General features: G+C 72.3%; 23 protein-coding genes and 1 pseudogene. 4 read left to right on the top strand and 20 right to left on the bottom strand.

From position 1 onward, the window contains the following. Positions 1-64: 64 nt before the first annotated feature. Positions 65-910 carry a translation elongation factor Ts gene (gene tsf, locus GPA04_RS00275; RefSeq protein WP_156221182.1) on the bottom strand — a complete coding sequence of 282 codons (846 nt, stop codon included), beginning with the start codon at positions 908-910 and terminating at the stop codon, positions 65-67. Between the two features lie 32 nt (positions 911-942). Continuing rightward, positions 943-2,007 (bottom strand): 30S ribosomal protein S2, encoded by a 1,065-nt coding sequence (rpsB, locus tag GPA04_RS00270; protein WP_156221180.1) that lies wholly within the window; start codon positions 2,005-2,007, stop codon positions 943-945. Between the two features lie 741 nt (positions 2,008-2,748). Between rpsB and GPA04_RS00265 the strand changes: the two genes are divergently transcribed. Then, entirely contained in the window at positions 2,749-3,585 is an 837-nt protein-coding gene (locus GPA04_RS00265) for a hypothetical protein (RefSeq protein ID WP_156221178.1), read from the top strand. Between the two features lie 158 nt (positions 3,586-3,743). On the opposite strand, the gene GPA04_RS00260 is transcribed toward GPA04_RS00265, so the two are convergent. From GPA04_RS00260 to GPA04_RS00245, 4 genes are read right to left on the bottom strand one after another with little or no spacing between them, the layout of a single operon-like run. After that, positions 3,744-5,366 (bottom strand): dipeptide ABC transporter ATP-binding protein, encoded by a 1,623-nt coding sequence (locus GPA04_RS00260; RefSeq protein ID WP_156221176.1) that lies wholly within the window; start codon positions 5,364-5,366, stop codon positions 3,744-3,746. Then, positions 5,363-6,289, bottom strand: coding sequence for an ABC transporter permease (locus tag GPA04_RS00255; RefSeq protein WP_156221174.1), 927 nt, complete (start codon positions 6,287-6,289; stop codon positions 5,363-5,365). Before GPA04_RS00255 ends, GPA04_RS00260 begins: the two co-directional genes overlap by 4 nt. Then, entirely contained in the window at positions 6,286-7,251 is a 966-nt protein-coding gene (locus tag GPA04_RS00250) for an ABC transporter permease (RefSeq protein WP_162458478.1), read from the bottom strand. The genes GPA04_RS00255 and GPA04_RS00250 overlap by 4 nt, the downstream gene beginning before the upstream one ends. Before the next feature lie 15 nt (positions 7,252-7,266). Further along, the gene (locus GPA04_RS00245) at positions 7,267-8,820 is read right to left on the bottom strand and encodes an ABC transporter substrate-binding protein (protein ID WP_156221172.1); all 1,554 of its coding nucleotides are present in this window, start codon (positions 8,818-8,820) and stop codon (positions 7,267-7,269) included. A 133-nt stretch (positions 8,821-8,953) separates the two neighbouring features. Here GPA04_RS00245 and GPA04_RS00240 point away from each other — a divergent pair, with 133 nt between their 5' ends. Next, entirely contained in the window at positions 8,954-9,649 is a 696-nt protein-coding gene (locus GPA04_RS00240) for a DUF1028 domain-containing protein (protein WP_156221169.1), read from the top strand. On the opposite strand, the gene GPA04_RS00235 is transcribed toward GPA04_RS00240, so the two are convergent. Then, positions 9,620-10,237: a helix-turn-helix domain-containing protein gene (locus tag GPA04_RS00235; RefSeq protein WP_156221168.1), complete on the bottom strand. Its 618-nt coding sequence runs from the start codon at positions 10,235-10,237 to the stop codon at positions 9,620-9,622. The genes GPA04_RS00240 and GPA04_RS00235 overlap by 30 nt on opposite strands. A gap of 115 nt (positions 10,238-10,352) precedes the next feature. Between GPA04_RS00235 and GPA04_RS00230 the strand changes: the two genes are divergently transcribed. Continuing rightward, on the top strand, positions 10,353-10,922 hold the full coding sequence (locus GPA04_RS00230) for a M23 family metallopeptidase (RefSeq protein ID WP_156221166.1): 570 nt from the start codon (positions 10,353-10,355) through the stop codon (positions 10,920-10,922). Here GPA04_RS00230 and GPA04_RS00225 read toward each other — a convergent pair. The 6 genes from GPA04_RS00225 to GPA04_RS00200 all read right to left on the bottom strand — a co-directional run bounded on the left by GPA04_RS00225 (position 10,897) and on the right by GPA04_RS00200 (position 16,683). After that, a complete protein-coding gene (locus tag GPA04_RS00225) occupies positions 10,897-11,838 on the bottom strand; it encodes a tyrosine-type recombinase/integrase (RefSeq protein ID WP_156221164.1) in 942 nt (313 codons plus the stop codon). The genes GPA04_RS00230 and GPA04_RS00225 overlap by 26 nt on opposite strands. Positions 11,839-11,887: 49 nt before the next feature. Next, positions 11,888-12,877: a MerR family transcriptional regulator gene (locus tag GPA04_RS00220; RefSeq protein ID WP_156221163.1), complete on the bottom strand. Its 990-nt coding sequence runs from the start codon at positions 12,875-12,877 to the stop codon at positions 11,888-11,890. A gap of 4 nt (positions 12,878-12,881) precedes the next feature. After that, positions 12,882-13,559: a HEAT repeat domain-containing protein gene (locus GPA04_RS00215; RefSeq protein ID WP_162458477.1), complete on the bottom strand. Its 678-nt coding sequence runs from the start codon at positions 13,557-13,559 to the stop codon at positions 12,882-12,884. A gap of 76 nt (positions 13,560-13,635) precedes the next feature. Then, positions 13,636-14,784 carry a DNA-processing protein DprA gene (dprA, locus tag GPA04_RS00210; protein WP_156221159.1) on the bottom strand — a complete coding sequence of 383 codons (1,149 nt, stop codon included), beginning with the start codon at positions 14,782-14,784 and terminating at the stop codon, positions 13,636-13,638. Next, positions 14,777-16,327, bottom strand: coding sequence for a YifB family Mg chelatase-like AAA ATPase (locus GPA04_RS00205; protein WP_156221157.1), 1,551 nt, complete (start codon positions 16,325-16,327; stop codon positions 14,777-14,779). The genes dprA and GPA04_RS00205 overlap by 8 nt, the downstream gene beginning before the upstream one ends. Further along, positions 16,327-16,683, bottom strand: a complete 357-nt coding sequence (locus GPA04_RS00200; RefSeq protein WP_156221155.1) for a YraN family protein — start codon at positions 16,681-16,683, stop codon at positions 16,327-16,329. Before GPA04_RS00200 ends, GPA04_RS00205 begins: the two co-directional genes overlap by 1 nt. A 180-nt stretch (positions 16,684-16,863) precedes the next feature. On the opposite strand from GPA04_RS00200, the gene GPA04_RS00195 reads away from it, so the two are divergent. Beyond that, complete coding sequence (locus tag GPA04_RS00195; RefSeq protein WP_156221153.1) at positions 16,864-17,370, top strand: hypothetical protein; 507 nt, start codon at positions 16,864-16,866, stop codon at positions 17,368-17,370. Positions 17,371-17,377: 7 nt separating this feature from the next. Here the strand turns inward: GPA04_RS00195 and GPA04_RS00190 are convergent, their stop codons facing one another. From GPA04_RS00190 to rimM, 7 genes and pseudogenes are all read right to left on the bottom strand, one after another. Continuing rightward, entirely contained in the window at positions 17,378-17,683 is a 306-nt protein-coding gene (locus tag GPA04_RS00190) for a DUF2469 domain-containing protein (RefSeq protein WP_156221151.1), read from the bottom strand. Positions 17,684-17,690: 7 nt separating this feature from the next. Further along, positions 17,691-18,422: a ribonuclease HII gene (gene rnhB / locus GPA04_RS00185; RefSeq protein WP_241680502.1), complete on the bottom strand. Its 732-nt coding sequence runs from the start codon at positions 18,420-18,422 to the stop codon at positions 17,691-17,693. After that, entirely contained in the window at positions 18,419-19,216 is a 798-nt protein-coding gene (gene lepB, locus GPA04_RS00180; protein ID WP_156221148.1) for a signal peptidase I, read from the bottom strand. Before lepB ends, rnhB begins: the two co-directional genes overlap by 4 nt. Position 19,217: 1 nt before the next feature. Next, positions 19,218-19,574 carry a 50S ribosomal protein L19 gene (rplS, locus tag GPA04_RS00175; RefSeq protein ID WP_156221146.1) on the bottom strand — a complete coding sequence of 119 codons (357 nt, stop codon included), beginning with the start codon at positions 19,572-19,574 and terminating at the stop codon, positions 19,218-19,220. A gap of 184 nt (positions 19,575-19,758) precedes the next feature. Next, the gene (locus tag GPA04_RS21590; RefSeq protein WP_436277899.1) at positions 19,759-20,181 is read right to left on the bottom strand and encodes a GNAT family N-acetyltransferase; all 423 of its coding nucleotides are present in this window, start codon (positions 20,179-20,181) and stop codon (positions 19,759-19,761) included. Positions 20,182-20,235: 54 nt separating this feature from the next. Next, positions 20,236-21,015: pseudogene (gene trmD, locus GPA04_RS21585) on the bottom strand (tRNA (guanosine(37)-N1)-methyltransferase TrmD); the annotation flags it as partial. 1 nt (position 21,016) lies between these two features. Further along, positions 21,017-21,550: a ribosome maturation factor RimM gene (gene rimM / locus GPA04_RS00165; RefSeq protein ID WP_156221142.1), complete on the bottom strand. Its 534-nt coding sequence runs from the start codon at positions 21,548-21,550 to the stop codon at positions 21,017-21,019. Positions 21,551-21,552 lie beyond the last annotated feature (2 nt).

The following is a 21,552-nucleotide window of genomic DNA, read 5'->3' as shown; positions in this document are numbered from 1 at the left end:
GCGGTGATGGTACGACGCCCCGTCCCGACGGTGCGGGACGGGGCGTCGCTGAGGCGTTCTCGGGTCAGGCGCCGACGCGGAACCGCGTGAACCCGGTGATGGTGCCACCGGCCTCGCTGACGACCTGGCCGACCGACTTCTTCGGGTCCTTCGCGAACGCCTGGTCGAGCAGCACGTTCTCCTTGAAGAAGCCGTTGAGGCGACCCTCGATGATCTTGGGCAGCGCCCCTTCGGGCTTGCCCTCGTTGCGCGCGGTCTCCTCGGCGATGCGACGCTCGTCGGCGACGAGGTCGGCCGGCACGTCCTCACGGGTGAGGTACGTCGGGGAGAACGCCGCCACGTGCATCGCGACGTCCTTGGCGACGGCGGCACCGGCCGCGTCGCTGGCGACGAGCACGCCGACCTGCGGGGGCAGGTCCTTGGCGGTGCGGTGCAGGTAGGGCGTGACCTTCTCGCCCGCGACGCGCGAGACGCGGCGCACGACGATCTTCTCGCCCAGCGTCGCCGCGGTCTCGTCGACGATCGAGGCGATGCTCGCGCCATCGCTCTCGGCGGCGAGGAGTGCGTCGGCGTCGTTCGCGCCGGAGGCGACAGCAGCCGCCAGCACGCGGTCGGCCAGCGACACGAAGGTCTGGTTCTTCGCGACGAAGTCGGTCTCCGAGTTGATCTCGACGAGCACGCCGACCTCCCCCTCGCCGTCAGGCGTGGTGGAGACGTCGCTCGCGACCAGACCGTCGGAGGCCGAGCGGCCCTCGCGCTTGGCGACGCCCTTCAGACCCTTGACGCGGATGATCTCCAGAGCCTTCTCGGCGTCGCCGTCGGCCTCGTCGAGCGCCTTCTTGACGTCGAGCATGCCGGCGCCGGTCTTCTCCCGAAGCGCCTTGATGTCAGCGGCGGTGTAGTTCGCCATGTGGTGAGCCCCTGTTCCTCTCGTGGAAGTTGTCAGGCCTTGTCGGCGGTCTGGGTGGCCTCGTCGGCCGGAGCCTGGACAGCGACCGGCGCCTCGGCCGGGACCGGCTCGGCGATCGCGTCGGCAACGGTCTGCTCGGAAGCGGCCGGAGCCTCGGTGGTCTCCTCGGCAGCGGCCTCCTCGGCGGCGACCGGAGCGGCCGGGGCCTCGGTGGTCTCCTCCGCAGCGGTCTCCTCGGTCGCGGCCGGAGCAGCGGTCTCCTCGGCCGGAGCCTCGGTAGCCGGCGCTGCAGCCTCGGCGGGAGCGGTGCCGGCGGCGGCTGCCTCGGCCTCGTGCGCCTGGAGGAGCTCGCGCTCCCACTCGGCCAGCGGCTCGGCGGCGGTGGTGCCACCGGTGCTGCCGCCACCGGCGCGGGCGACCAGGCCCTCGGCCACGGCGTCGGCGATCACACGCGTGAGGAGCGCGACGGCGCGGATGGCGTCGTCGTTGCCCGGGATTGGGAAGTCGACCTCGTCGGGGTCGCAGTTGGTGTCGAGGATCGCGACGACCGGGATGTTGAGCTTGCGCGCCTCGGCGACGGCGAGGTGCTCCTTCTTGGTGTCGACGACCCAGACGGCCGAGGGCACCTTGGCCATGTCGCGGACGCCGCCCAGGGTGCGGGCGAGCTTGTCGCGCTCACGGCGCTGCATCAGCAGCTCCTTCTTGGTGAAGGCGGAGGACGCGACGTCGTCGAAGTCGACCTCCTCGAGCTCCTTGAGGCGCTGCAGCCGCTTGTTGACGGTGCCGAAGTTGGTCAGCATGCCGCCCAGCCAGCGCTGGTTCACGTAGGGCATGCCCACGCGCGTGGACTGCTCGGCGACGGCCTCCTGCGCCTGCTTCTTGGTGCCGACGAACAGGATCGTGCCGCCGTGCGCCACGGTCTCCTTGACGAAGGAGAACGCGCGGTCGATGTCGGCGAGCGACTTCTGCAGGTCGATGATGTAGATGCCGTTGCGCTCGGTGAAGATGAAGCGCTTCATCTTGGGGTTCCAACGACGGGTCTGGTGCCCGAAGTGGACGCCGCTCTCGAGGAGCTGACGCATGGTGACGACGGCCATGGCTCGTCCTTCCGGCGCGGGGCGATCCGCCCTCACGCTGATCTGGTGCTCGGGCGCCGGCGGGAATCCCGTCGGCGCGCGGGCACGAACTCGGTTGTGTCGGCCCATCGGGCGATGGACCGCCTGGTGCTCATGACCGTGCGGCCCCGGGATCACTCCCGGACCTCGCCGTGCGGCCACCGCCGAGGAGGCGGTACATGAGCGCGCGATGTCAGCCGGTTCGTCCGAGGACTCACCGACTGCAGCGCCCATCCTACCCGACGCCCGCAGCCCCACCTCGCACCGGTGTCCGCCCCCTCCCACGCGCCCGATCACATCCGCCTCCCACACGCACCTTGCGGCCACGTCCCAGCTGGCCCCGCCCCTGCGCAGCCTGGCCCCGCCCCTGCAGCGCTGAGTTCGGTGGTCGCCGTCGAACGCGGTGGGTGCACCAGCCGATCTCGACGGCATTCACCGAACTCGGCAGCTGTCCACAAGCGCACTCCGATGCGCCGCCGTCCACAGCACCCCTGACGCGTCAGCCCGCTGTGCCCACGAGCAGGACAACCTGGGGTGATGTCGCCGTTGCCGCGTCCTCGCCCTGTCGTCCTCACGTCCACGTTCGGTTTCGATCAGCTGCGCCGGGAGCTCAGACGCGGCGAGATCGAACGCCTTCGCCGCGGTGCGTATGTCGAGCCGATCGCGCCCGGCGTCGATCCCTGGCAGCAGCGAGAAGCCGACGTGTTGTCTCGGTGTCAGGCCGTGGCCGCCTCTTTGAGGTGCTCGTTCGCGTTCAGCCACGAGACCGCCGCCGCACTCCGGTCCTGGCAGGCGCCCGTCACCGACACGGTGCACATCGTCCAGAGGTTCCGTCCGGGCCAGTCCAGGTCCGACGACGTGATTCGGCACTACTGCCCCGACCTCGACGAGCAGGACGTGGTGTGGCTGCACGGTCTGCCCGTGACGGCAGCCGAACGTACCGCGGTCGACTGTGCGTTGCTGAGCTCTCCGCCGGTGGCCTTGGCGATCGTCGACGCTGCGCTGCGGTCGCTCGGGTCGGTGTCACGGTTCCGCCGCGCCGAGTCGTCCGAGCGCCAGGAGACGATCCGCGCCGACCTCCTCGAGCGTCTCGCCGACCGCGGTTCGGTGAGGCACGTCCGTCGGGCGCGCGAGGTCCTCGTTCACGCGAACGGATTCGCGGAGCTCGGGGGTGAGTCATGGCTTCGCTGGCTCGCGCTCGTCCAAGGGCTTCCGGCACCCGAGCTCCAGGTACCCATCGCCACCGCGCGGGGTGTCTTCTACCCGGACGCGATGTGGCCTGAGTCGATGGTGCCTGGCGGGAGACCGGTGTTGGCCGAGTACGACGGTGTCGACAAGTACGCAGCGACCCCTGGCGGCCGAGGGCCGGGTGAGCGGGTGGTGAGGCAGACAGACCGGGAGCAGCTGCTGGTGGACGCGACCGGCGCCCGGGTACTCCGCTTCACCAAGCACGATCGCCGTGACCCGAACGGTGGCGCGCGCCGGCTGCTGCGGGCGTTCCCCTCCGGCATGCCACGTACACCTCGCCCTCTGCTCCTGTCCCGACGTCCGCGCCGCTGACGCCCCGTCTGAACATCAGTCGCTGGTGCCGAGTTCGGTGCCCTCCGCCGAAGTCGGTGGGCGCGCCCACCGACCTAGACGGAAACCCGCGAACTCGGCGGCGGGCGCGGCGCAAGCTGCTGGTCCCGGGTGGGGGCGGGTCTGCCAGGGATCAGGGGTCAGGAGTCCTGGAGGGCGGCGCGTGGGCGGTCGGGCGGGATCGCGGCGAGCAGACGTCGGGTGTACTCCTGCTGCGGGTTCGCGAAGATCTCGACGGCGGGCGCGTGCTCGACCGTCCGGCCCCGCTGCATCACGAGCACGTCGTGACTCATCTGCTGCACGATCGCCAGGTCGTGGGCGATGAACACGAACGTTAGCGAGAGCTCGGCCTGCAACCTGCGCAGCAGGTCCAGCACGCGCGCCTGGATCGAGACGTCGAGAGACGCCGTCGACTCGTCGAGGACCACCAGCTCGGGCTCGAGCGCGAGAGCGCGTGCGATCGAGACCCGCTGGCGCTGACCGCCGGAGAGCTCGTGCGGGTAGCGCTGGGCGAACGCGGCCGGCAGGTCCACCAGCTCCAGCAGCTCCGCGACGCGCTCGCCGCGCGGCCGGCGATCGCTCGGCAGCTGGTGCACCCGCAACGGCTCCGCGATGCTGTCGCCCACGCGCATCCGCGGGTCGAGCGAGGAGAAGGGATCCTGGAAGACCATCGCGATCCGGCGTCGGAGGTCGTTCGAGGCCCGGTTCAGGACGTCCTCACCGGCCAGCTCGGCCGATCCGCCCGCCGGCCGCACCAGGCCCGTCAGCACGTTGGCGATCGTCGACTTGCCCGACCCCGACTCCCCCACGATGCCCAGGGTGCGGCCGCGACGGACGTCGAAGGAGACACCGTCGACGGCGTGCACGGTGCGCCTGCCGGCGGCCGAGGCCACCGTGAACCGCACGTCGAGGTCGCGCACGCTCAGCAGCACGTCACCCTCGGCGTCCACGGGCGGTGGCCCGCTCATCCCGAGCCGAGGGCGGGCGGCCAGCAGCTCACGCGTGTACGGGTGCCGCGGTTCGTCCATGAGCTCGACGACGCCGCGATGCTCCACCGGTGCGCCCTGCTGGAGCACGAGCACGTCGTCGGCCACCTGCCCGATCACGCCGAGGTCGTGGCTGATCCAGACGACGGCGGTGCCCCGCTCGCGCTGCAGGGTCCGGACCAGCTCGATGATCTGCGCCTGGGTGGTGACGTCGAGCGCCGTCGTCGGCTCGTCCGCCACGAGCAGCACCGGGTCGCACGCCAGCGCGATCGCGATCATCACCCGCTGCCGCTGACCGCCGGAGAGCTGGTGCGGATAGGCCTGCAGCCGTTGCTCGGGCTCGGGGAGGCCGACCGCCTCCAACAGCTCCAGCGCACGTCCGGCGGCGGCCCGGCGGGTCAGGCTGCGGTGCGCCTCCAGGGACTCGGTGATCTGCCGCTCGAGCGTCAGCAGCGGGTTGAGCGAGGTGGTCGGGTCCTGGAACACGAAGCCGACCTTGTCGCCGTGGACCCGACGCAACGCCGAGGAGCGCGCACCGACGAGCTCGAGCGAGCGGCCGCCGTCGGACCCCGTCGTCAGGACGCTCGACCCGCTCACGCGTGCACCGGGCGCGTCCAGCAGGCCGGTGGCGGCCAGCACGGTCATCGACTTGCCGGACCCGGACTCCCCCACGATCCCGAGCGTCGTCTCGGGCTCGACGGCGAAGCTCAGCCCCTGGACGATCTCCCGACGGCCGATGGACACACGCAGGTCCGCGACCCGCAGCACCGCGCTCATCGCGCCCTCCGGGACTCGATGAGGGTGCGCTGCTTCGGGTCCAGGACGTCGCGCAAGCCGTCTCCGAGCAGGTTGAAGGCGAGCACGGTCACGAAGATCGCGGCACCGGGGAACACGCTCATCCACCACGCCTGACCCAGGAAGCCCTGGGCGCTGAACAGCATGCCTCCCCAGGACGGCGCGGGGGGCTGGATCCCCAGGCCGAGGAAGGAGAGTGCGGCCTCCGAGAGGATGGCGAACGCCAGCGAGAGCGACGTCTGCACGATCAGCGGGCCGCTGATGTTCGGCAGCACGTGGGTGCGCAGGATCGTGGCGGCAGGGGTGCCCATCGTCCTCGACACCTGTACGTAGGGCTCGTGGCGCACCGACAGCGTGCTGGCGCGCGCCACCCGGGCGAAGATCGGCGTGTAGACGATCCCGATCGCGAGCATCGTCGTGGCCATCCCCGGTTGCAGGATAGCGACGATCGCGAGCGCGAGCAGCAGCACCGGGAACGCGAACATGACGTCGACCAGGCGCATCAGCACCGTGTCGAGGAGGCCACCGACGTAGCCGGAGACCACGCCGACCAGCACGCCGAGGACGAACGCGAACGTCACCGAGACGACCGCGACCTGCAGCGACACCCGCGCCGCCACGATCACGCGCGAGAACACGTCACGGCCCAGGTCGTCGGTCCCGAACCAGTGGGCCGCGCTCGGCAGCTGCAGCGCGTTGGCGACGTCGACGTCGTTGATCCCGTAGGGCGCCACCCATGGCGCGGCGAGCGCGAGCAGCACCACGACCAGCAGGACGACGGCGCTCGTGACCGTGAGCGGGTTGCTCGCCAGCAGCCGGACGGCGGTCAGCCGCGTAGGCTCGCTCGGGCTCGCGACGACGGCCGATGCCTCGTCGACGACGGGCTCGTCCCGGGCCTCGCTCACGAGAGCCTGATCCTGGGGTCCACGACGGCGTAGAGCACGTCCACGAGAAGGTTGACCAGGAGGAACATCGCCGCGATCAGCAGCACCGAGCCCTGGATCATCGAGTAGTCACGCGCCGCGACCGACTCGTACACCAGCCGGCCGAGCCCCGGCCAGGCGAACACGACCTCGACCACGATGACACCGCCGAGGATGCTCGCGAACTGGATGCCGGCGATGGTCAGCACCGGCACGAGCGCGTTGCGCATGATGTGGCGCCGGACCACGACGCCGTTCGGGAGCCCCTTCGAGCGCGCGGTCCGCACGTACGACATCGACGCCACCTCGAGCACGGCTCCTCGGACGTACCTCGTCATGATCGCACCGGCCACCAGGCCCACCGTGAGACCGGGCAGGACGACCCGCCTGGCCCATTCCCCGGGGTCGTCGGAGAACGCGACGTACCCGCTGGAGGGCAGCAGCCCGAACGTCGTCGAGAACAGCAGGATCAACAGCATCCCCATCCAGAAGTCGGGCACCGATACCCCGAACTGGCTGGTGACACGGATGATCGCGTCGCTGGCGCGTCCCTCGTGCAAGGCCGACCAGACGCCCGCGGGGATCGAGATCACCGACGCGATCACGAGCCCGACGACGGCGAGCGACAGGGTCGCCGGCAGCCGCCGCATCAGCAGCACGCTGACCGGTTCGCCGCTGCGGAAGCTGACCCCGAGATCTCCGGTCAACGCGTGGCCCAGATAGCTGACGAACTGCTCGAGCAGCGGGCGGTCGAGACCGGACGCCGTCAGCAGCGCCTGGTACGCCTCCTCCGTGTAGCGGGTTCCCAGCGCGAGCCGGATCGGGTCGCCCGGGACCACCTGGACGAGGGCGAACACCAGCACGAGCACGCCGAGCAGCACGACGGCCGAGTACAGCAGCCGCCGGCCGAGGAACACCAGCAGCTGGCGTGGGGCGAGGGACACGGGTGGGTGCTCAGGTCATCCGGCGAGCGTGGCGGTGGCGAACCGGATCGCCCTGTCCGCGCGCGCCTCGTAGCCGCCGAGGTCCGGGCTCCACGTCTGGATCACGGAGGGGTTGTACAGGTAGATGTAGCTGCACTCGTCGGCGATCGTGGTCGCGGCCTGGGCGTAGAGGTCCTTGCGGGCGTCCTGGTCGAGCTCGACGCGGGCGGCGTCGAGCATCTCGTCGACCTCGGGGTTGGCGTACCCCTGGGCGTTGCTGCCGCCCTCGGAGTGGTGCTGGGCGTAGTAGAAGTCGTCGGGATCGATGTTGCCGAGCCACCCCATCATCAGCATGTCGAAGTTGCCCGAGTTCTGCTCGTCCAGCCAGGTGGAGAAGTCGGGTTGCCGGATCTCGACGGTGATGCCGATCGCCTCCAGGTTGGACGCGATGATCTGGGCCGCGGTGACGGTCTCGGGGTAGTCGCTGGTGGCGAGCATGTCGAGCGTGCCGCCCGTGAACCCGGCCTCGGCGAGCAGGCTCGTGGCGGTGTCCAGGTCGGTGGAGTACGTCGAGTACTCGGTGTACCAGAAGCTGTCCTCCGGGATCGCGAGCTGGTTCGCCGCAGCCGTGCCGTAGCTGACGGCCTGCACGATCGCCTCGCGGTCGATCGCGTAGGCGATCGCCTGCCGGACCCGGACGTCGCTCCAGGCGTCGCGCTTCTGGTTGAGAGCGAGGTACCAGTAGTCGCTCGACGGCGTGACGCCGACCGCCAGGCTGTCGTCCTCCTGGAGCTCGGCCACCTGCTGGGGCGGGACGACGTCGGTCCAGTCGATCTCCCCGGACCGCAGTGCGGCGAGCGCGGTCGAGGGCTCGGAGATGAACTGGTACTCGATGCCGCCGAGCGCCGGCGCGCCGCCCCAATAGTCCGGGTTGGCGGCGAGCGTGATGTGGTCCCCGCTGGCGTACTCGGTGAGCGAGAACGGCCCGGTACCGATCGGCTTGGTGCCGATCTCCCCCGACGTCACGTTCGCCTCCTGCACGATCGCCAGGCCCTTGAAGCCCCCGAGGCTGGAGAGCAGGCTGGGGGTCGGCGCTCCGACCGTGATGACGACCGTGAGATCGTCGGGCGCGTCGATGCCGGTGACGGAGCCGAACTTCCAGGCGTTCGACAGCTCCTCCTCGACGATCCGGTTGTAGGTGTAGACGACGTCGCCGGCCGTGAGCTCGGTGCCGTCGTGCCAGGTGACGTCTTCGCGCAGGTGGAAGGTCCAGGTCAGCTGGTCCTCGCTGGTCTCCCAGCTCTCTGCCAGCGCCGGCTGCATCTCGAGGTTCTCGTCGGGCGCGACGAGGGTGTCGAAGACGTTCTCCAGCACCTGGAAGCTGAAGTAGGCCGAGGTCTTGCTGGGGTCGAGCTGGTCGGGCTCGCCACCGATCGCGACGCGGAGCACCGCACCGGCGCCGCCGTCCGCACCGCCGTCGGTGCCGCCGGTGCCGCCGTCGATGTCGACGCCCTCACCCGCGGAGCAGGCGGCAGCGGCCGTTCCTGTGGCCATCAGCAGGACACCGCTGACGAATGTGCGTCGCTTCATCGTGAGCTCCCATGTGTTTTCATTGTGATGATGCTGCGTTCATTATGGGAGCATCATCTCGAAGGCACAACACCCTCGAGATCCGGTCACGCCACCGTCATCTCCACCTGTCTCGCCCTGGGGGACCCCGCCCATGACCTTCACGCTGCTGGTCGCCGACCCGGGCAGCGGACTGCTCGGCGCCGCGGTCGCGAGCCGCTCGCTCGCCGTCGGCAACGCGGTGATCGCCGTCGACCCGGCGGTCGGAGCGGTGGCGAGCCAGGCGTGGACGAACCGCGAGCTGCGCGCCCGGATGCTCGACGCGCTCGCCGAGGGCCGGAGCCCGAGCGAGGTCATGACACTCGTCCCGCAGTGGGACGACGACGCCGAGCGGCGCCAGGTCGCCGCCATGCTCCCCACCGGCGAGTCCGACACCCGCACGGGGAACGGGACGAGCGCGTGGGCCGGCGCGCTCGTGCGGCCTGGCCTGGTGGTGCTCGGGAACCTGCTCACAGGGCCCGAGGTGCTGCGCGCCGTCGCCGAGTCCTACGGTGCCGCTGGCTCCGATGCCGACGCCGGGTCGGTCGGTCTGCTGGCCCGCCGCATGGTCGCGGCGATGCTGGCCGGGGAGCATGCCGGCGGTGACCGGCGTGGGCGGCAGAGCGCAGCGATGATCGTGACCCGAGCCCGGTCCGGGCGCCGGTTCCCGCCGGAGCTGGACCTGGATCTGCGCGTCGACGACGACGAGCAGCCGCTGCAACGACTGGCGTCGCTGGTGGAGACGCAGCTGCGCGACGAGAGGTCGAGACCGCCGGCGGGCTCAGCGTTCGAACGGGCTGACGGCGCCTAGCACGATCGTCGGCTCCTCGGCCACGTTCGCCCACCAGTGCGGCAGCGAGCAGCCGTAGGTCGCGCAGTCGCCGGGTTCCAGCACGGCGGTGTGCTCGCCATGGGTGATCTCCAGCCTGCCGCTGAGCACGGTCACCGCCTCGGTGCCGATGTGCCGGAACGGCCTGCCCTCGTTGCTGAAACCCACCGGCAGCGTCGATCGGATCAGCTGCAGCATCGACTCCCCGCGCGGGGTCAGCAGATCGCGCACCACCTGCTGGTCCGCCGGGATGCTCGGGTCGAGCGGCAGCGCGTACCGGGCGCTCGACCGGACCACCTCGAACTCCGAGCCCGGTTCCTCCAGCAGCTGGCTGATCGTCAGGCCGAGCGCGGAGGCGAGCTTGGCGATGGTCTGCAGCGACGGGTTGCCCATGCCTCGCTCGAGCTGGCTGACCAGCCCGAGGCTGACTCCAGCACGCTGGGCGAGCTCGGCGATCGAGAGCTCCAGCCGTCGGCGCGCCATCTTGATCGCCGTGCCGAGCCCCGCGACCTGGGCGGCGGCTCGGAGGTCGTCGCTGCCGGCAACGGCGTCGTGGACGGGCTCGAGCATGGGCGTGACGATACCTGCGGGCCCGGTTGTCCACAGCGGCCGCCCGATGCACCGCCGTCCACAGCACCCCCACCCGCCGATGGCGCCCGGGCAGGAGTCGAGGTGGGCTGGGTGCATGGCTGGATCCAGGATCGGTGCGGTCGCCGGCGCGCTCACGCTCGCGGCCGCGCTCACGCTCACGCTCGCGGCCCCGATGGCGCCCGACGGCGCAGCACCGGATGGTGCGTCGGTCACCCTGGGCGCCGGGTCGGCTCCGGGCGAGGCGCGTTACGCGATGCCGCTCGAGGGCGAGGTGGTGGCGCCTTTCGACGACCCCGACGCGCCGTGGGCCGCCGGTCACCGCGGCGTCGACATCGCGGGCGGTCTCGGCATGCAGGTGCACGCAGCAGCCGACGGCGTCGTCGCGTTCGTGGGGGTGGTGGTGGATCGGCCGGTGATCTCGATCGATCACCCCGATGGCATCCGGACCACCTACGAACCGGTGGCCGCGCTCGTCGAGGCGGGCGACGCCGTCGTCCAGGGGCAACCGATCGGGACGCTCGTGGACGAGGGTTCGCACTGCGCGCCGGCGGCGTGCCTGCACTGGGGAGCGCGCGTCGGTGAGGACTACGTCGATCCGCTGTCGCTGCTGTCCGACGCGGTGATCAGGCTCTACCCGCTCACGCGCGCGGGTGCGCCTGCGTGAACGCGGCTCGCAACCGTTCGGAGCTGATGTGGGTGTAGCGCTGGGTCGTGGCCAGCGACGCGTGACCGAGCACCTCCTGGACCGAGCGCAGGTCGGAGCCGCCCTCGAGCAGATGGGTCGCGGCCGAGTGCCGCAGACCGTGCGGGGCCAGGTCGCGCACGCCTGCGAGCGCGGTCAGCTGATGCACGACGTCGCGCACCTGCCGCACGTCGAGGCGGCCGCCCCGGACACCGAGGAACAGCGCCTCCGGGCTGCGGGGGGTGGCGAGCGCCGGGCGTGCACCCAGCCAGGCCTGGATCGCCCGGGCGGCGGGGACCCCGAACGGGACCAGACGTTCCTTGTCACCCTTGCCGAGCACCTTGACGAGCCGCTGGTCGAGGTCGACGTCCTGCAGGTCGACGCCCACGAGCTCGGAGACCCGGACGCCGGTGGCGTAGAGCAGCTCCAGCGCGGCCCAGTCGCGCAGGTGAGCGGGGTCGGCGTCGTCGGCACGGGTGCGGGCGAGGTCGAGCAGGGTGGCCGCCTCGCCCACGGCCAGCACGGTCGGCACCACCACGTCGGGGCGCGGCGAGAGCAGGCGCAGCCCCGGGTCGCTCGGCAGCCGACCGGTGCGGTGGGCCCATGCCGTGAACGCCCGGGCTGCCGCGGATCGTCGCGCCAGCGTCGAGCGTGCCATCCGGCGGCGGGACTGGTCGGCCAGCCAGGCGCGCAGCGCGCTGAGGTCGAGCGCGCTCAGGTCGCTGGTCGGCACGGCCGCTGCGGCCTGCAGCGGCAACGTCGTCAGCAGCTGGGCCGCATCCGCCAGGTACGCGCGCACGCTGTGCGGCGACATCCCTCGCTGCGCCTCGAGGTAGCCCGCGTACGCGTGCAGCACCTCCTCGTCACCGGGACGAGCCTGCGCCTGCGGACCGGTCATGGCCCCACCGTCGCAGATGCGGCCCGGCGCGGTCGTCACGGACACGCGGTCAGCGTCGGCGCAGCAGGAAGGTCGCGGTGTGGGACACACGCGGGTCCGGATCCTCGGTGAGGGCGAGGAGGAGATGACGCGCGGCGGTGCCCGGCACATCGGCCAGCGCCGCCACCAGCCGCTGCCGGGCTGCCTCGCCGCCACGCTCGAGCTCGACGGCGATCGCCTCGGTGATCGCGTCCGCGTGACCGTGCCGGCCGGCCAGCGTGCCGAGCACGTCCGCCGCGTCGACGTCGCTCCGGCCCTCGGCGACCAGGTCGATGAGCGCACCGATCGCATCGGCGTGACCGAGTCCGCCGCGAGCGAGGACGGCGCTCGTGCGCACCAGCGGGTCCTCGTGCCGAAAGGCCTCGGCGAGCGCTCCGGTGGCGCGCGGCGAGCCGATCTTCGTCAGCGCGGCGACCGCACGACCGCGCCGCTCAGGGCTCGGCGAGCTCAGGGCCGCCACCAGCACTGGGATCGCGCTGTCACCTGTGCGGGCCAACGCCCAGTCCAGCGTTCCCGCGACGTTGAGCTCCGACTCGGCCAGCGCCGCCTCCGCCAACGGCGTCGCGTCCTGCGGGTGCTCCGCCGTCAGGGAGAGCGCGAACCGCTGCCGCGCCCTCGGGTCGGCGGCGTCGAGGCCACGGATCAGTCCGATCGTCTGCAGCGCGTCCGACCAGGCGCTCGGGTCGCTGGCGCGGACCCTCATCAGCCGGTCCAGCAGCTCCTGCTCGCGCGCGAGCCGGTCCCGGGTCCCGGCGATCAGCTGGTCGACCATGGTCGCCGGGTCGAACGAGAGGTCTTCGAGAACCTCACCGATCTCGTTCAGGCTGAGGCCGAGCGAGCGCAGCCCCTCGACGTGGAACAGCCGGCGGATGTCCGCCTCGTCGTACTCCCGGTAGCCACCCGCGGTCCGCGCGGTGGGCCTCACCAGGCCGATCCGGTCGTAGTGGCGCAGCATCCGGGTACTGATCCCGGACTGCTGCGCCACCTCTCCGATCAGCATCGGCTCACGCGTCGATCCTCGGCGCCGCCAGCAGCGCCACCGTGCGTTGCGCCTCGGCGACCGAGTCGTCGAAGCCCGCCTCGGGGTCCGCCATCAACCGCTCGGTGGCGATCGCGTGCGCCAGCACGCCAGGGTCCGGGTGGGTCCTGGCCCGCTCGAGCACGGGAGCTGCCGCCTCGCCGAGCGCGACGAACGCGCGACTGAGGCTCAGCCGCACCTCCCGGTCACCCCGGCCCAGCTGGGTGACCAGCACCTCGGCGAGCGCGAGCCGGTCATCCTCGGCGACGAGTTCCACCGCGGTGCGCCAGGCCGTCCGCGCCACCTCGTCGTCGGGGTCCTGCAGCAGCTCCGTGGTCACGGCGGGCCGGGCCGGCAGCGCCGTGTCGCCGAGCTTCGACAGGGTGTGCAGCGCCTGGCTCCGCGCCTGTGCGACCGACGAGCCGAGCTCGCGCAGCACGCGCGCGGTGGTGACCTCGCGGTCGTGCCGGGTCAGCGCCCAGGTCAGCATGTCGCGGACGTAGAAGTCGGGCTCGACGGCGCACCGCTGCACGAGCGCCTCCACCTGGTCCGGGTGCGGCGCGCTGCCTGCGGCCAGCGCTGCTCGAAGTCGGGTCGACGGCGACGGCGCCGACAACGCCTCCAGCAGGCGCGGGTCCGTCGTGGTGCTGTGTGCTCGGGTCATCTCGACCACCTCCCCCACCATGACACACCTTGTCACTGTGACAAGGTCAAGCGCCAGGCTGACCCGCTCGTTTGCGTCAGCTCTGACGGCGGCGCCATCCCGCTCCTGAGCGCTCGACCCGACCAGCCATCTCGAGGAGCCCGAGTGCGCCCAGCGTCTCGGTGACCGAGAGCCCGCAGACCCGGACCAGGTTGTCCACCTCGGCCGCCGCGCGCACCGGCAGCGCGTCCAGCACCCGCGCCTCCTGCGGACCGAGCCCGTCGAGGAGGCCAGGCTGGGTGAACGGCTCCTCGGCAGCAGGCTCGAGCCCTGCGGTCAGCTCCAGCACCTCGCCGACGTCGGTGACGCACACGGCCACACCCTCGCGCAGCAACCGGTGGCAGCCGCTCGAGGCCATCGATGTCACCGCGCCCGGTACCGCGCCGACCGGCCGCAGCAGCTCGGCAGCCTGCCGTGCGGTGCTCAGCGCCCCGGATCGCCAGGCGGCCTCGACCACCACCGTCGCCTCCGAGAGCGCCGCGATCAGCCTGTTGCGCGCCAGGAACCGTTGTCGCATCGGAGCGGTGCCGGGCGGCGCCTCCGACACCACGGCGCCGTTCTCGATCACCTCCTCGAGCAGCTCGAGGTTGTCGCGCGGGTAGAGCCGGTCGAGACCACCGGCCATGACGGCCAGCGCCGGCCCTCCCTCCACGACCGCGGCCTTGTGCACGGCGGCGTCGATGCCGAACGCACCGCCGGAGACGACCGTGACGCCGCGGCCGGTGAGGCCGACCCCGAGCTCTCGGGCGACATGCCTGCCGTAGTCGGTGCACGCGCGCGCCCCGACGACGGCGACGGCCCGGTGGGTGATCGAGGCGATCCGCGCCGACCCCAGCACGTACAGGCACATCGGGCGCCGATCACCGAGGTCGTCGAGCCGGCGTGGCCAGCGCGGGTCGTCGGGCAGCACCACCGTGCCGCTGCGCCGCCTGATCGCCTCGAGCTCGCGCCGCGGGTCCAGCGCCTGCAGGCGGGGACGCCACCGGGCGGCCGCAGCCTGCCACCCGATGTGCGGTGGCACACCCGGCGGCTGCTGCGACTCCGAGCGCACCCAGTCGAGCGCGGCCACCGGCCCGAGCGCGCGGACGAGCGCGCCGGCGACGTGCTCGCCGGGTTCCGAGATCCGGCTCCAGGCCACGGTGGCGAGCAGCTCGTCGGTGGCGTCGAAGGCGAGGCGCTCAGCCACGAGTTCCTCCCGCTCGCAGCGAGACGGCGGTGGCCAGGTCGGCCGGCGCCGGTACCTCCCGAGGTCCGAGGTCGGCGAGCGTCCACGCCAGCTTGAGCACCCGGTCCAGACCCCGCAGGCTCAGCCGACCCGAGTCGCGCAGCTGGTCCAGCCTGCCGACCAGCCCGGGCGCCACCGCGCGCGTGTGCTCACGCAGCCAGGGCCCAGGGACCTCGCCGTTGACGCGCCACGGCGTGCCGCGCAGACGCTGCGCCGACCGGTCCCTGGCTGCCTGCACCCGCCCCGCCACGACGGCGGTCCGCTCCCCGACCGGGGCCGCCCGCAGCACCCCGGAGGCCAGGTCGGGCACCTCCACGCGGATGTCGACGCGGTCCAGCAGCGGACCGCTCAGCCGGGACAGGTACCGGCGCCGTGCCACCGGTGTGCACACGCAGTCCAGTCCCTTGCCCGTGGCCCGGCCGCACGGGCACGGGTTGGCCGCCAGCACCAGCTGGAAGCGTGCCGGGTAGCGGGCGGTCCCCCGCGCGCGGTGCAGCACCAGCTCGCCGTGCTCCAGCGGCTGCCGCAGCGTCTCCAGCACCCGTGAGGCGAACTCCGGCGCCTCGTCCATGAACAGCACGCCGCGGTGCGCACGCGAGGCCGCACCCGGGCGCGGCAGCCCGGAGCCGCCCCCGATGATCGACGCCGGGGTGGCGGTGTGGTGCGGGTTCTCGAAGGGGGGTCGCCGCAGCAGACCGTCGCGTGCGTCGAAGGTGCCGGCGATCGAGTGCACGCTGGTCACCTCGACCGCCTCGGCCTCCGTGAGGTCGGGCAGCAGCCCCGGCAGCCGGGCCGCGAGCATCGTCTTCCCGGTGCCCGGTGGCCCGTGCAGCAGCAGGTGGTGCCCGCCCGCGGCCGCGATCTCCAGAGCCAGCCGCGCCTGCTCCTGCCCGAGCACGTCGGACAGGTCCGGCTCCCCGCGACGTGGCTCGGCCGCCGGGAGCACCGGCGCTGAGGCGTCGTCGATCCGATCGAGCACCACCGGCTCGATCTGCGCCCCGTAGACGAGTGCGAGCTCGGCCAGGTGCCGCACAGCGGTCACGTGCGCGCCCGGCACCAGGCTCGCCTCCGCCTCGTTGCCGTGCGGGACCACCACCTCCGGCCGCCCCGCGGCCACCGCGGCGGCGACCGCGGGCAGCACCCCTCGCACGGGGTGCACACGGCCGTCCAGCCCGAGCTCGCCGACGTGCACGCGCGCGGTGCCCCGCCCGGGCTGGATCGCGCCGTCGGCGGCGAGCACCGCCACTGCGATCGCCAGGTCGAAGCCCGAGCCCGCCTTCGGCAGCTCGGCAGGCGTCAGCCCGACCGTGACCCGCCGCATCGGCCAGGCGAGGCCGCAGGACGAGATCGCCGCACGCACACGCTCGCGCGCCTCGCCGAGCGAGGTGTCCGGCAGCCCCACGATGCGGAACGCCGGCAACCCCGACGCCAGCTGCGCCTCCACCTCGACGACGCTGCCCTGCAGCCCCACCAACGAGACCCCGAACGTGCGCCCCAGCCCCATCAGCCGACCCCCTGCACGTGCTCGACCAGCGTCGGCTCCCCGGACCTGCGCAGGATCGCCACGACATCGATACGCATGCCCGAGGCATGCACGTCATGGACCGCGACCCACGCCCCGGCGAGCCGGCGCAGCCGCGCCAGCTTCGCCCGCGTGATCGACTCGGCGGGGTGACCGAACGCCGTCGAGGTCCGCGTCTTGACCTCCACGAAAGCCAGCTCGTCGCCGTCGAGCGCGACGATGTCCAGCTCGCCGATCGGGCAGCGCCAGTTCGCGTCCAGGATCTGCAGGCCCTGCCGGGTCAGCCACTCCCGCGCGAGCTGCTCACCCGCACGCCCCACCCTGTCCTTCGCACCCATGCGACCACCTCCGCACAGCACGATCCAGCAACCGCACCGCTCACGCCGCAGCGACCGGGGGCTGCTGTGGACAGCGACGCATCGGCGCGCACCTGTGGACAAACCTCCGGGGGCTGGCCCCCAGGGATCTCGGCGGACGCCCGCGTGGTGGCCGCGCAGCGCCAGATCTAGCGTCGAGCCATGACCTCGACAGCCCTGTCCCGCGACCCCGGGACGGCCCCCGCGCAGCACCGTCCGTCACCGTTGGGCATGCCGGTCGCGGCGGTCGCCGTGCTGGCTGCGCTCGCGGTGCCGCGCGCGCTCGCGCACGACCTCGCACTCGTCCCACCGGGCTCGCTCGCCAACATCGCCCTGTCGGTGGGTCCGCTGATCGTGTGGGTCGTCGTCGCCGTGCTCGCCTCGCGCCGCCCCCTCGCCACGCTCGTCGCGGCGGGTGCCGGCTACGGCATCGCCCTCGGGCTGGTGCACAACCTCGCGTGGTCGACCGTGTGGGGCGGCGCACCGCCCCGACTCGGCGGCAACCTCGCCGGCGTCTGGTCCCCCGCGACCGAGGAGGTGCTGATGCGCGGCGCGACGGGGCTCAGCAGCATCGGGACCGGCGCCGCGGTCGGCCTGCTCACGGGGCTGGTGGCCTGGGGCGTGCAGGAGCTGGCGCGGCGCGCCGGTGCGCGGCTGCCGCTGGGGTGAGCCGCGGCTACTGCGGCATCTCGAGCTCGGCCTTGGCGAGCTCCTCGACGTTGACGTCCTTGAACGTCACCACGCGCACGGTCTTGACGAAGCGCGCGGAGCGGTACACGTCCCACACCCAGGCATCGTTCAACGTCAGCTCGAAGAACACCTCACCGCCGGCCGAGCGCACCTGCAGGTCCACCTGGTTGGCCAGGTAGAACCGTCGCTCCGTCTCCACCACGTAGGAGAACAGGCCGACGACGTCCCGGTACTCGCGGTACAGCGCGAGCTCGGCATCGGTCTCGTAGTTCTCGAGGTCCTCAGCACTCACGAGACCATCATGCCCCTTCCCACCTGAGCACGGTCCCGCCGTCGACCTCCAGGTCCAGCTCGTCGGCGACGTAGCCCTCGGTCAGCGGCAGCGACCAGCTCCGCCGGTGCAGCTCGCACGGGCCGTGCTCGCGCAGCGCCGCCGTGTGCTCGGGCGCGGAGTAGCCCTTGTTCCCCAGCCAGCCGTACCGCGGCTGCTGCTCGTGCAGCTGCACCATCAGCGCGTCCCGCTCGGTCTTGGCCAGCACGCTCGCGGCGGCGATCGCCGTCACGGTGAGATCACCCTTGATGCGCGTGATCACCGGCACGCCCTGGCCGGTCACGGGCAGCGGCGGCAGGTGGGGCGGGTGCGTCAGCCAGTCGTGGTTGCCGTCGAGCACGACGACGTCCGGCGCGATCCCGGCGCCCCTCATCTGGTGCAGCGCGCGGGTGCCGGCGATGCGGAGCGCCGCGATGATGCCGTACCGGTCGATCTCCTCGGGCGAGGAGTGGCCGACGGCGCTCGCCACCGCCCAGCGGCGGATCGGGTCGCAGAGCCGCTCCCGCACGGCGGGGCGCAGCAGCTTGGAGTCCCGCAACCGTGCCGGGGTGCGGCCGGTGCTCTCGTCCACCACGACCACGCCCACGGTGACCGGGCCGGCGAGCGCGCCGCGGCCGACCTCGTCCATGCCCGCGACGAACCGGTGGCCGCTCGCGATCAGCTCGCGCTCCAGCCGACGGGAAGGAGGCTTGCTGGTCACTCGTCCGGGACGTCGGCGAACGTCTCGTCGGGTCGCTCGATCCACGTGAGGTGCTCGAACGGCCACAGGATCACGAACACGCGTCCGACGACGTTGCGGATCGGCACGAACCCACCGGTCGCGGAGTCCTCGTGGAAGCGCGAGTCCGCGGACTGCGGCCGGTTGTCGCCCATCACCCAGAGATGGTCGGCGGGCACCACGACGTCGAAGGGGCGCTCGCTCGGGGCGGCACCGTCGATGACGTAGGGCTCCTCGATGGCCACCCCGTTGACCGTGATCAGCCCGTCGTCGTCGCAGCAGACCACGTGGTCGCCGGCGACCCCGATGACCCGCTTGACGAGGTGCTGGCCGGCGTTCTCCGGCAGCAGCCCCACCCAGGTGAGCGCCGTCTCCACCGGGCTCAGCTCCGGGACGGGCTCACCCTCGAGCCAGCCGCCGGGGTCGAGGAACACGACGATGTCGCCGCGCTCGACGTCGAACGGGCCGGGGGCCAGCTTGTTGACGACGATCCGGTCGCCCACGTCCAGCGTGGTCTCCATCGAGACGCTCGGGATGTAGAACGGCTGGATCAGGAAAGTCTTGAGCACCAGCGAGATCGCGAGCGCCGAGACCAGCACGATGACGACCTCGCGCAGGAACGCGACGACGGGGTTCCGGCGCCTGGCGGGAACCTGGTCGTCGCGATCCTCGGCGGTCTCCTCGCCGTGGTCACCGTGCTCGGCGTCGAGGTTCGCGTCGTCGGAGTGCCGGCTCTCGCCCTCCTCGGCGAGCTCACCGGCCCGGCGGTCGTTCACCTCAGCTGGCGGAGGTGGGCTCGCGGCGCTCACGGATCTTGGCGGCCTTGCCGCTGCGACCACGCAGGTAGTACAGCTTGGCGCGGCGCACGGCGCCGCGCGAAACGACCTCGATGTGGTCGACCGTGGGCGAGTGCAGCGGGAAGGTGCGCTCCACGCCGACGCCGAAGGACACCTTGCGGACCGTGAAGGTCTCACGCACACCGGCGCCCGAGCGGCTGATCACGACGCCCTGGAAGACCTGGATACGGCTGCGGCTACCTTCGATGATGTTCACGCCGACCTTGAGGGTGTCTCCGGCTCGAAAGGCCGGGACCTCCCGCAACGAGACGGCGTCGACAGCGTCCAGCTTCTGCATGATGTGCCTTCCCACGACTGCCACAGGTCACCCGCGAATATCTGGGCGGCCGAGTCGTGCGGGCCGCCGAGTCTGAGGTTTGCTCCGTGCGCGTTCTCACCGCTCCCCTGTGGCAGAGCTGGTTGGCGCATCGGATGACCGCGCAAGTCTGCCACACCACCCTGCCCCACAGAAATCGGGTGGGCTACAGGGTGCGGTACATCACGTCGTCGCTCTCGCGCCGGCTGCCCACCGTGAAGGTGCGTCCGCCGAGCCGCGCGAAGCCGTGCTTGCGGTAGAACCGCTTGGCGCGCTCGTTCTGACCGTGGACGCCGAGCCAGATGCCGGGCAGCCCGCGCTCACGCGCCGTCGCGAGCGTGGCGTCCATGAGTGCCGACGCCGCGCCGCTGCGGTGCAGGGCGGCGCGGACGTAGAACTTGCTGAGCTCGGCCGTGGGCCGGGTGGGGACCGCTGCCGCGATCTCGGGGTCGACGGGCTCCCCCGCGATGCTCATCGTGTAGCCGACGACGGCGCCCGCCACCTCGGCGAGGAGCAGCCACCTGTGCTTGTCCCTGAGATAGCCACGGAACCGCTCGAGCGTCAGGTGCTCCCGCACGTACGCGGCCATGTCCTCCTCGGACATGTCCGGCGGGCAGGCGAGGCGGAAGGTCGCGGCCGCCAGGTCGGCGAGCACCTCGGCGTCGCCCTTGCGGGCAGCGCGCACGGTCGCGGGGTGCGCGGCGAGCAGGTCGGGGCGCACGCGGGCGGTCCGCTCGACCGCGCGCTCGCGTCGCCAGTCGGCGATCCGCCCGTGGTCGCCGGAGCGCAGGATCTCGGGCACCTCGAGACCGCGCCACACGGGAGGCTGGGTGTAGCTGGGGTGCTCGAGCAGGCCGTCGGCACCGTGCGACTCCTCGACCACCGAGGCCGCGTTGCCGAGCACGCCGGGCAGCAGCCGCACCACGGCCTCGATCACCACCAGCGCGGCGACCTCGCCGCCGTTGAGCACGTAGTCGCCGATCGAGACCTCGCGCACCTGCACGTCCTGGTGGGCGGCGTAGTGCTCGGTGACCCGGGAGTCGATGCCTTCGTACCGGCCGCACGCGACCGCGATCTGGCCGCCGTCGGCGAGCACGCCGGCGAGCTCCTCGGCGATGCGTTGGGTGAACGGCTCCCCGGCGGGGGTCGGGACCAGCAGCACCCGACCGCTCGGGCGTGCTCCGCCGCCGGGATCGAGCACCGCGTCGAGCGCCTGGCCCCAGACGTCCGGGCGCATCACCATGCCGGCGCCCCCACCGAACGGGGTGTCGTCGACCGTGCGGTGCCGGTCGCTGGTCCATGCGCGCAGGTCGTGCACGGCGATGTCGACCAGTCCCCGCTGCCGGGCCTTGCCGACGAGCGAGAGATCCAGCGGAGCCAGGTAGTCCGGGAAGATCGAGACGACGTCGATCCTGGCGGTCATGTCACTCCTCGGCGGAGTCCGGGCTCGGATCAGCCGCCAGCAGCCCCAGCGGCGGGTCGATGACCACGAAGCCGCCCTCGACGTCGACCACGGGCACGATCGCGGTCACGAACGGGACCAGGGTGCGGGCGCCGTCGGGCTCGGTCAGCAGCAGCACGTCGTGGGCGGGCAGGTGCTGCACGCCGGCGACGGTGCCGATCACGGTGCCGTCCGGCCGGCGGGCCTCCAGGCCGGCGAGCTGCTCGGGATACCACGCGTCGTCCTCGTTCTCACGGTCGGCGAGAAGCACGACGCCGCGGAGCGCCTCGACCGCTGTGCGGTCGGCGTACCCGGCGAACCGGGCGTAGGTGGAGCCGCTGTGCTCGACGACGGCGGTCAGCTCCAGCGGTCCGACGTCGGCCGGGTCGGTGTCGAAGCGCGTTCCCGGCACGAGGCGGGTCGCAGGATCGTCGGTGTGCAGCCGCAGCTTCACGTCGCCCTTGAGGCCGTGGGCCGCGGCGAGCGTGGCCACCCGAACCTTGTCGAGCTCGTCCATCC

The organism is Pseudactinotalea suaedae (genome assembly GCF_009733815.1).
GTDB lineage: Bacteria > Actinomycetota > Actinomycetes > Actinomycetales > Beutenbergiaceae > Pseudactinotalea > Pseudactinotalea suaedae.
This window is presented reverse-complemented; position numbering and strand designations above follow the sequence as displayed.

Bases quoted from the DNA above. Each gene is read 5' to 3' on its own strand.
- tsf (WP_156221182.1), bottom strand. From the start codon at position 910: ATGGCGAACTACACCGCCGCTGACATCAAGGCGCTTCGGGAGAAGACC.
- rpsB (WP_156221180.1), bottom strand. From the start codon at position 2,007: ATGGCCGTCGTCACCATGCGTCAGCTCCTCGAGAGCGGCGTCCACTTC.
- GPA04_RS00260 (WP_156221176.1), bottom strand. From the start codon at position 5,366: ATGAGCGCGGTGCTGCGGGTCGCGGACCTGCGTGTGTCCATCGGCCGT.
- GPA04_RS00245 (WP_156221172.1), bottom strand. From the start codon at position 8,820: ATGAAGCGACGCACATTCGTCAGCGGTGTCCTGCTGATGGCCACAGGA.
- GPA04_RS00240 (WP_156221169.1), top strand. From the start codon at position 8,954: ATGACCTTCACGCTGCTGGTCGCCGACCCGGGCAGCGGACTGCTCGGC.
- GPA04_RS00235 (WP_156221168.1), bottom strand. From the start codon at position 10,237: ATGCTCGAGCCCGTCCACGACGCCGTTGCCGGCAGCGACGACCTCCGA.
- GPA04_RS00230 (WP_156221166.1), top strand. From the start codon at position 10,353: ATGGCTGGATCCAGGATCGGTGCGGTCGCCGGCGCGCTCACGCTCGCG.
- GPA04_RS00225 (WP_156221164.1), bottom strand. From the start codon at position 11,838: ATGACCGGTCCGCAGGCGCAGGCTCGTCCCGGTGACGAGGAGGTGCTG.
- GPA04_RS00220 (WP_156221163.1), bottom strand. From the start codon at position 12,877: ATGCTGATCGGAGAGGTGGCGCAGCAGTCCGGGATCAGTACCCGGATG.
- GPA04_RS00215 (WP_162458477.1), bottom strand. From the start codon at position 13,559: ATGACCCGAGCACACAGCACCACGACGGACCCGCGCCTGCTGGAGGCG.
- GPA04_RS00205 (WP_156221157.1), bottom strand. From the start codon at position 16,327: ATGGGGCTGGGGCGCACGTTCGGGGTCTCGTTGGTGGGGCTGCAGGGC.
- GPA04_RS00200 (WP_156221155.1), bottom strand. From the start codon at position 16,683: ATGGGTGCGAAGGACAGGGTGGGGCGTGCGGGTGAGCAGCTCGCGCGG.
- GPA04_RS00195 (WP_156221153.1), top strand. From the start codon at position 16,864: ATGACCTCGACAGCCCTGTCCCGCGACCCCGGGACGGCCCCCGCGCAG.
- rplS (WP_156221146.1), bottom strand. From the start codon at position 19,574: ATGCAGAAGCTGGACGCTGTCGACGCCGTCTCGTTGCGGGAGGTCCCG.
- GPA04_RS21590 (WP_436277899.1), bottom strand. From the start codon at position 20,181: ATGGCCGCGTACGTGCGGGAGCACCTGACGCTCGAGCGGTTCCGTGGC.
- rimM (WP_156221142.1), bottom strand. From the start codon at position 21,550: ATGGACGAGCTCGACAAGGTTCGGGTGGCCACGCTCGCCGCGGCCCAC.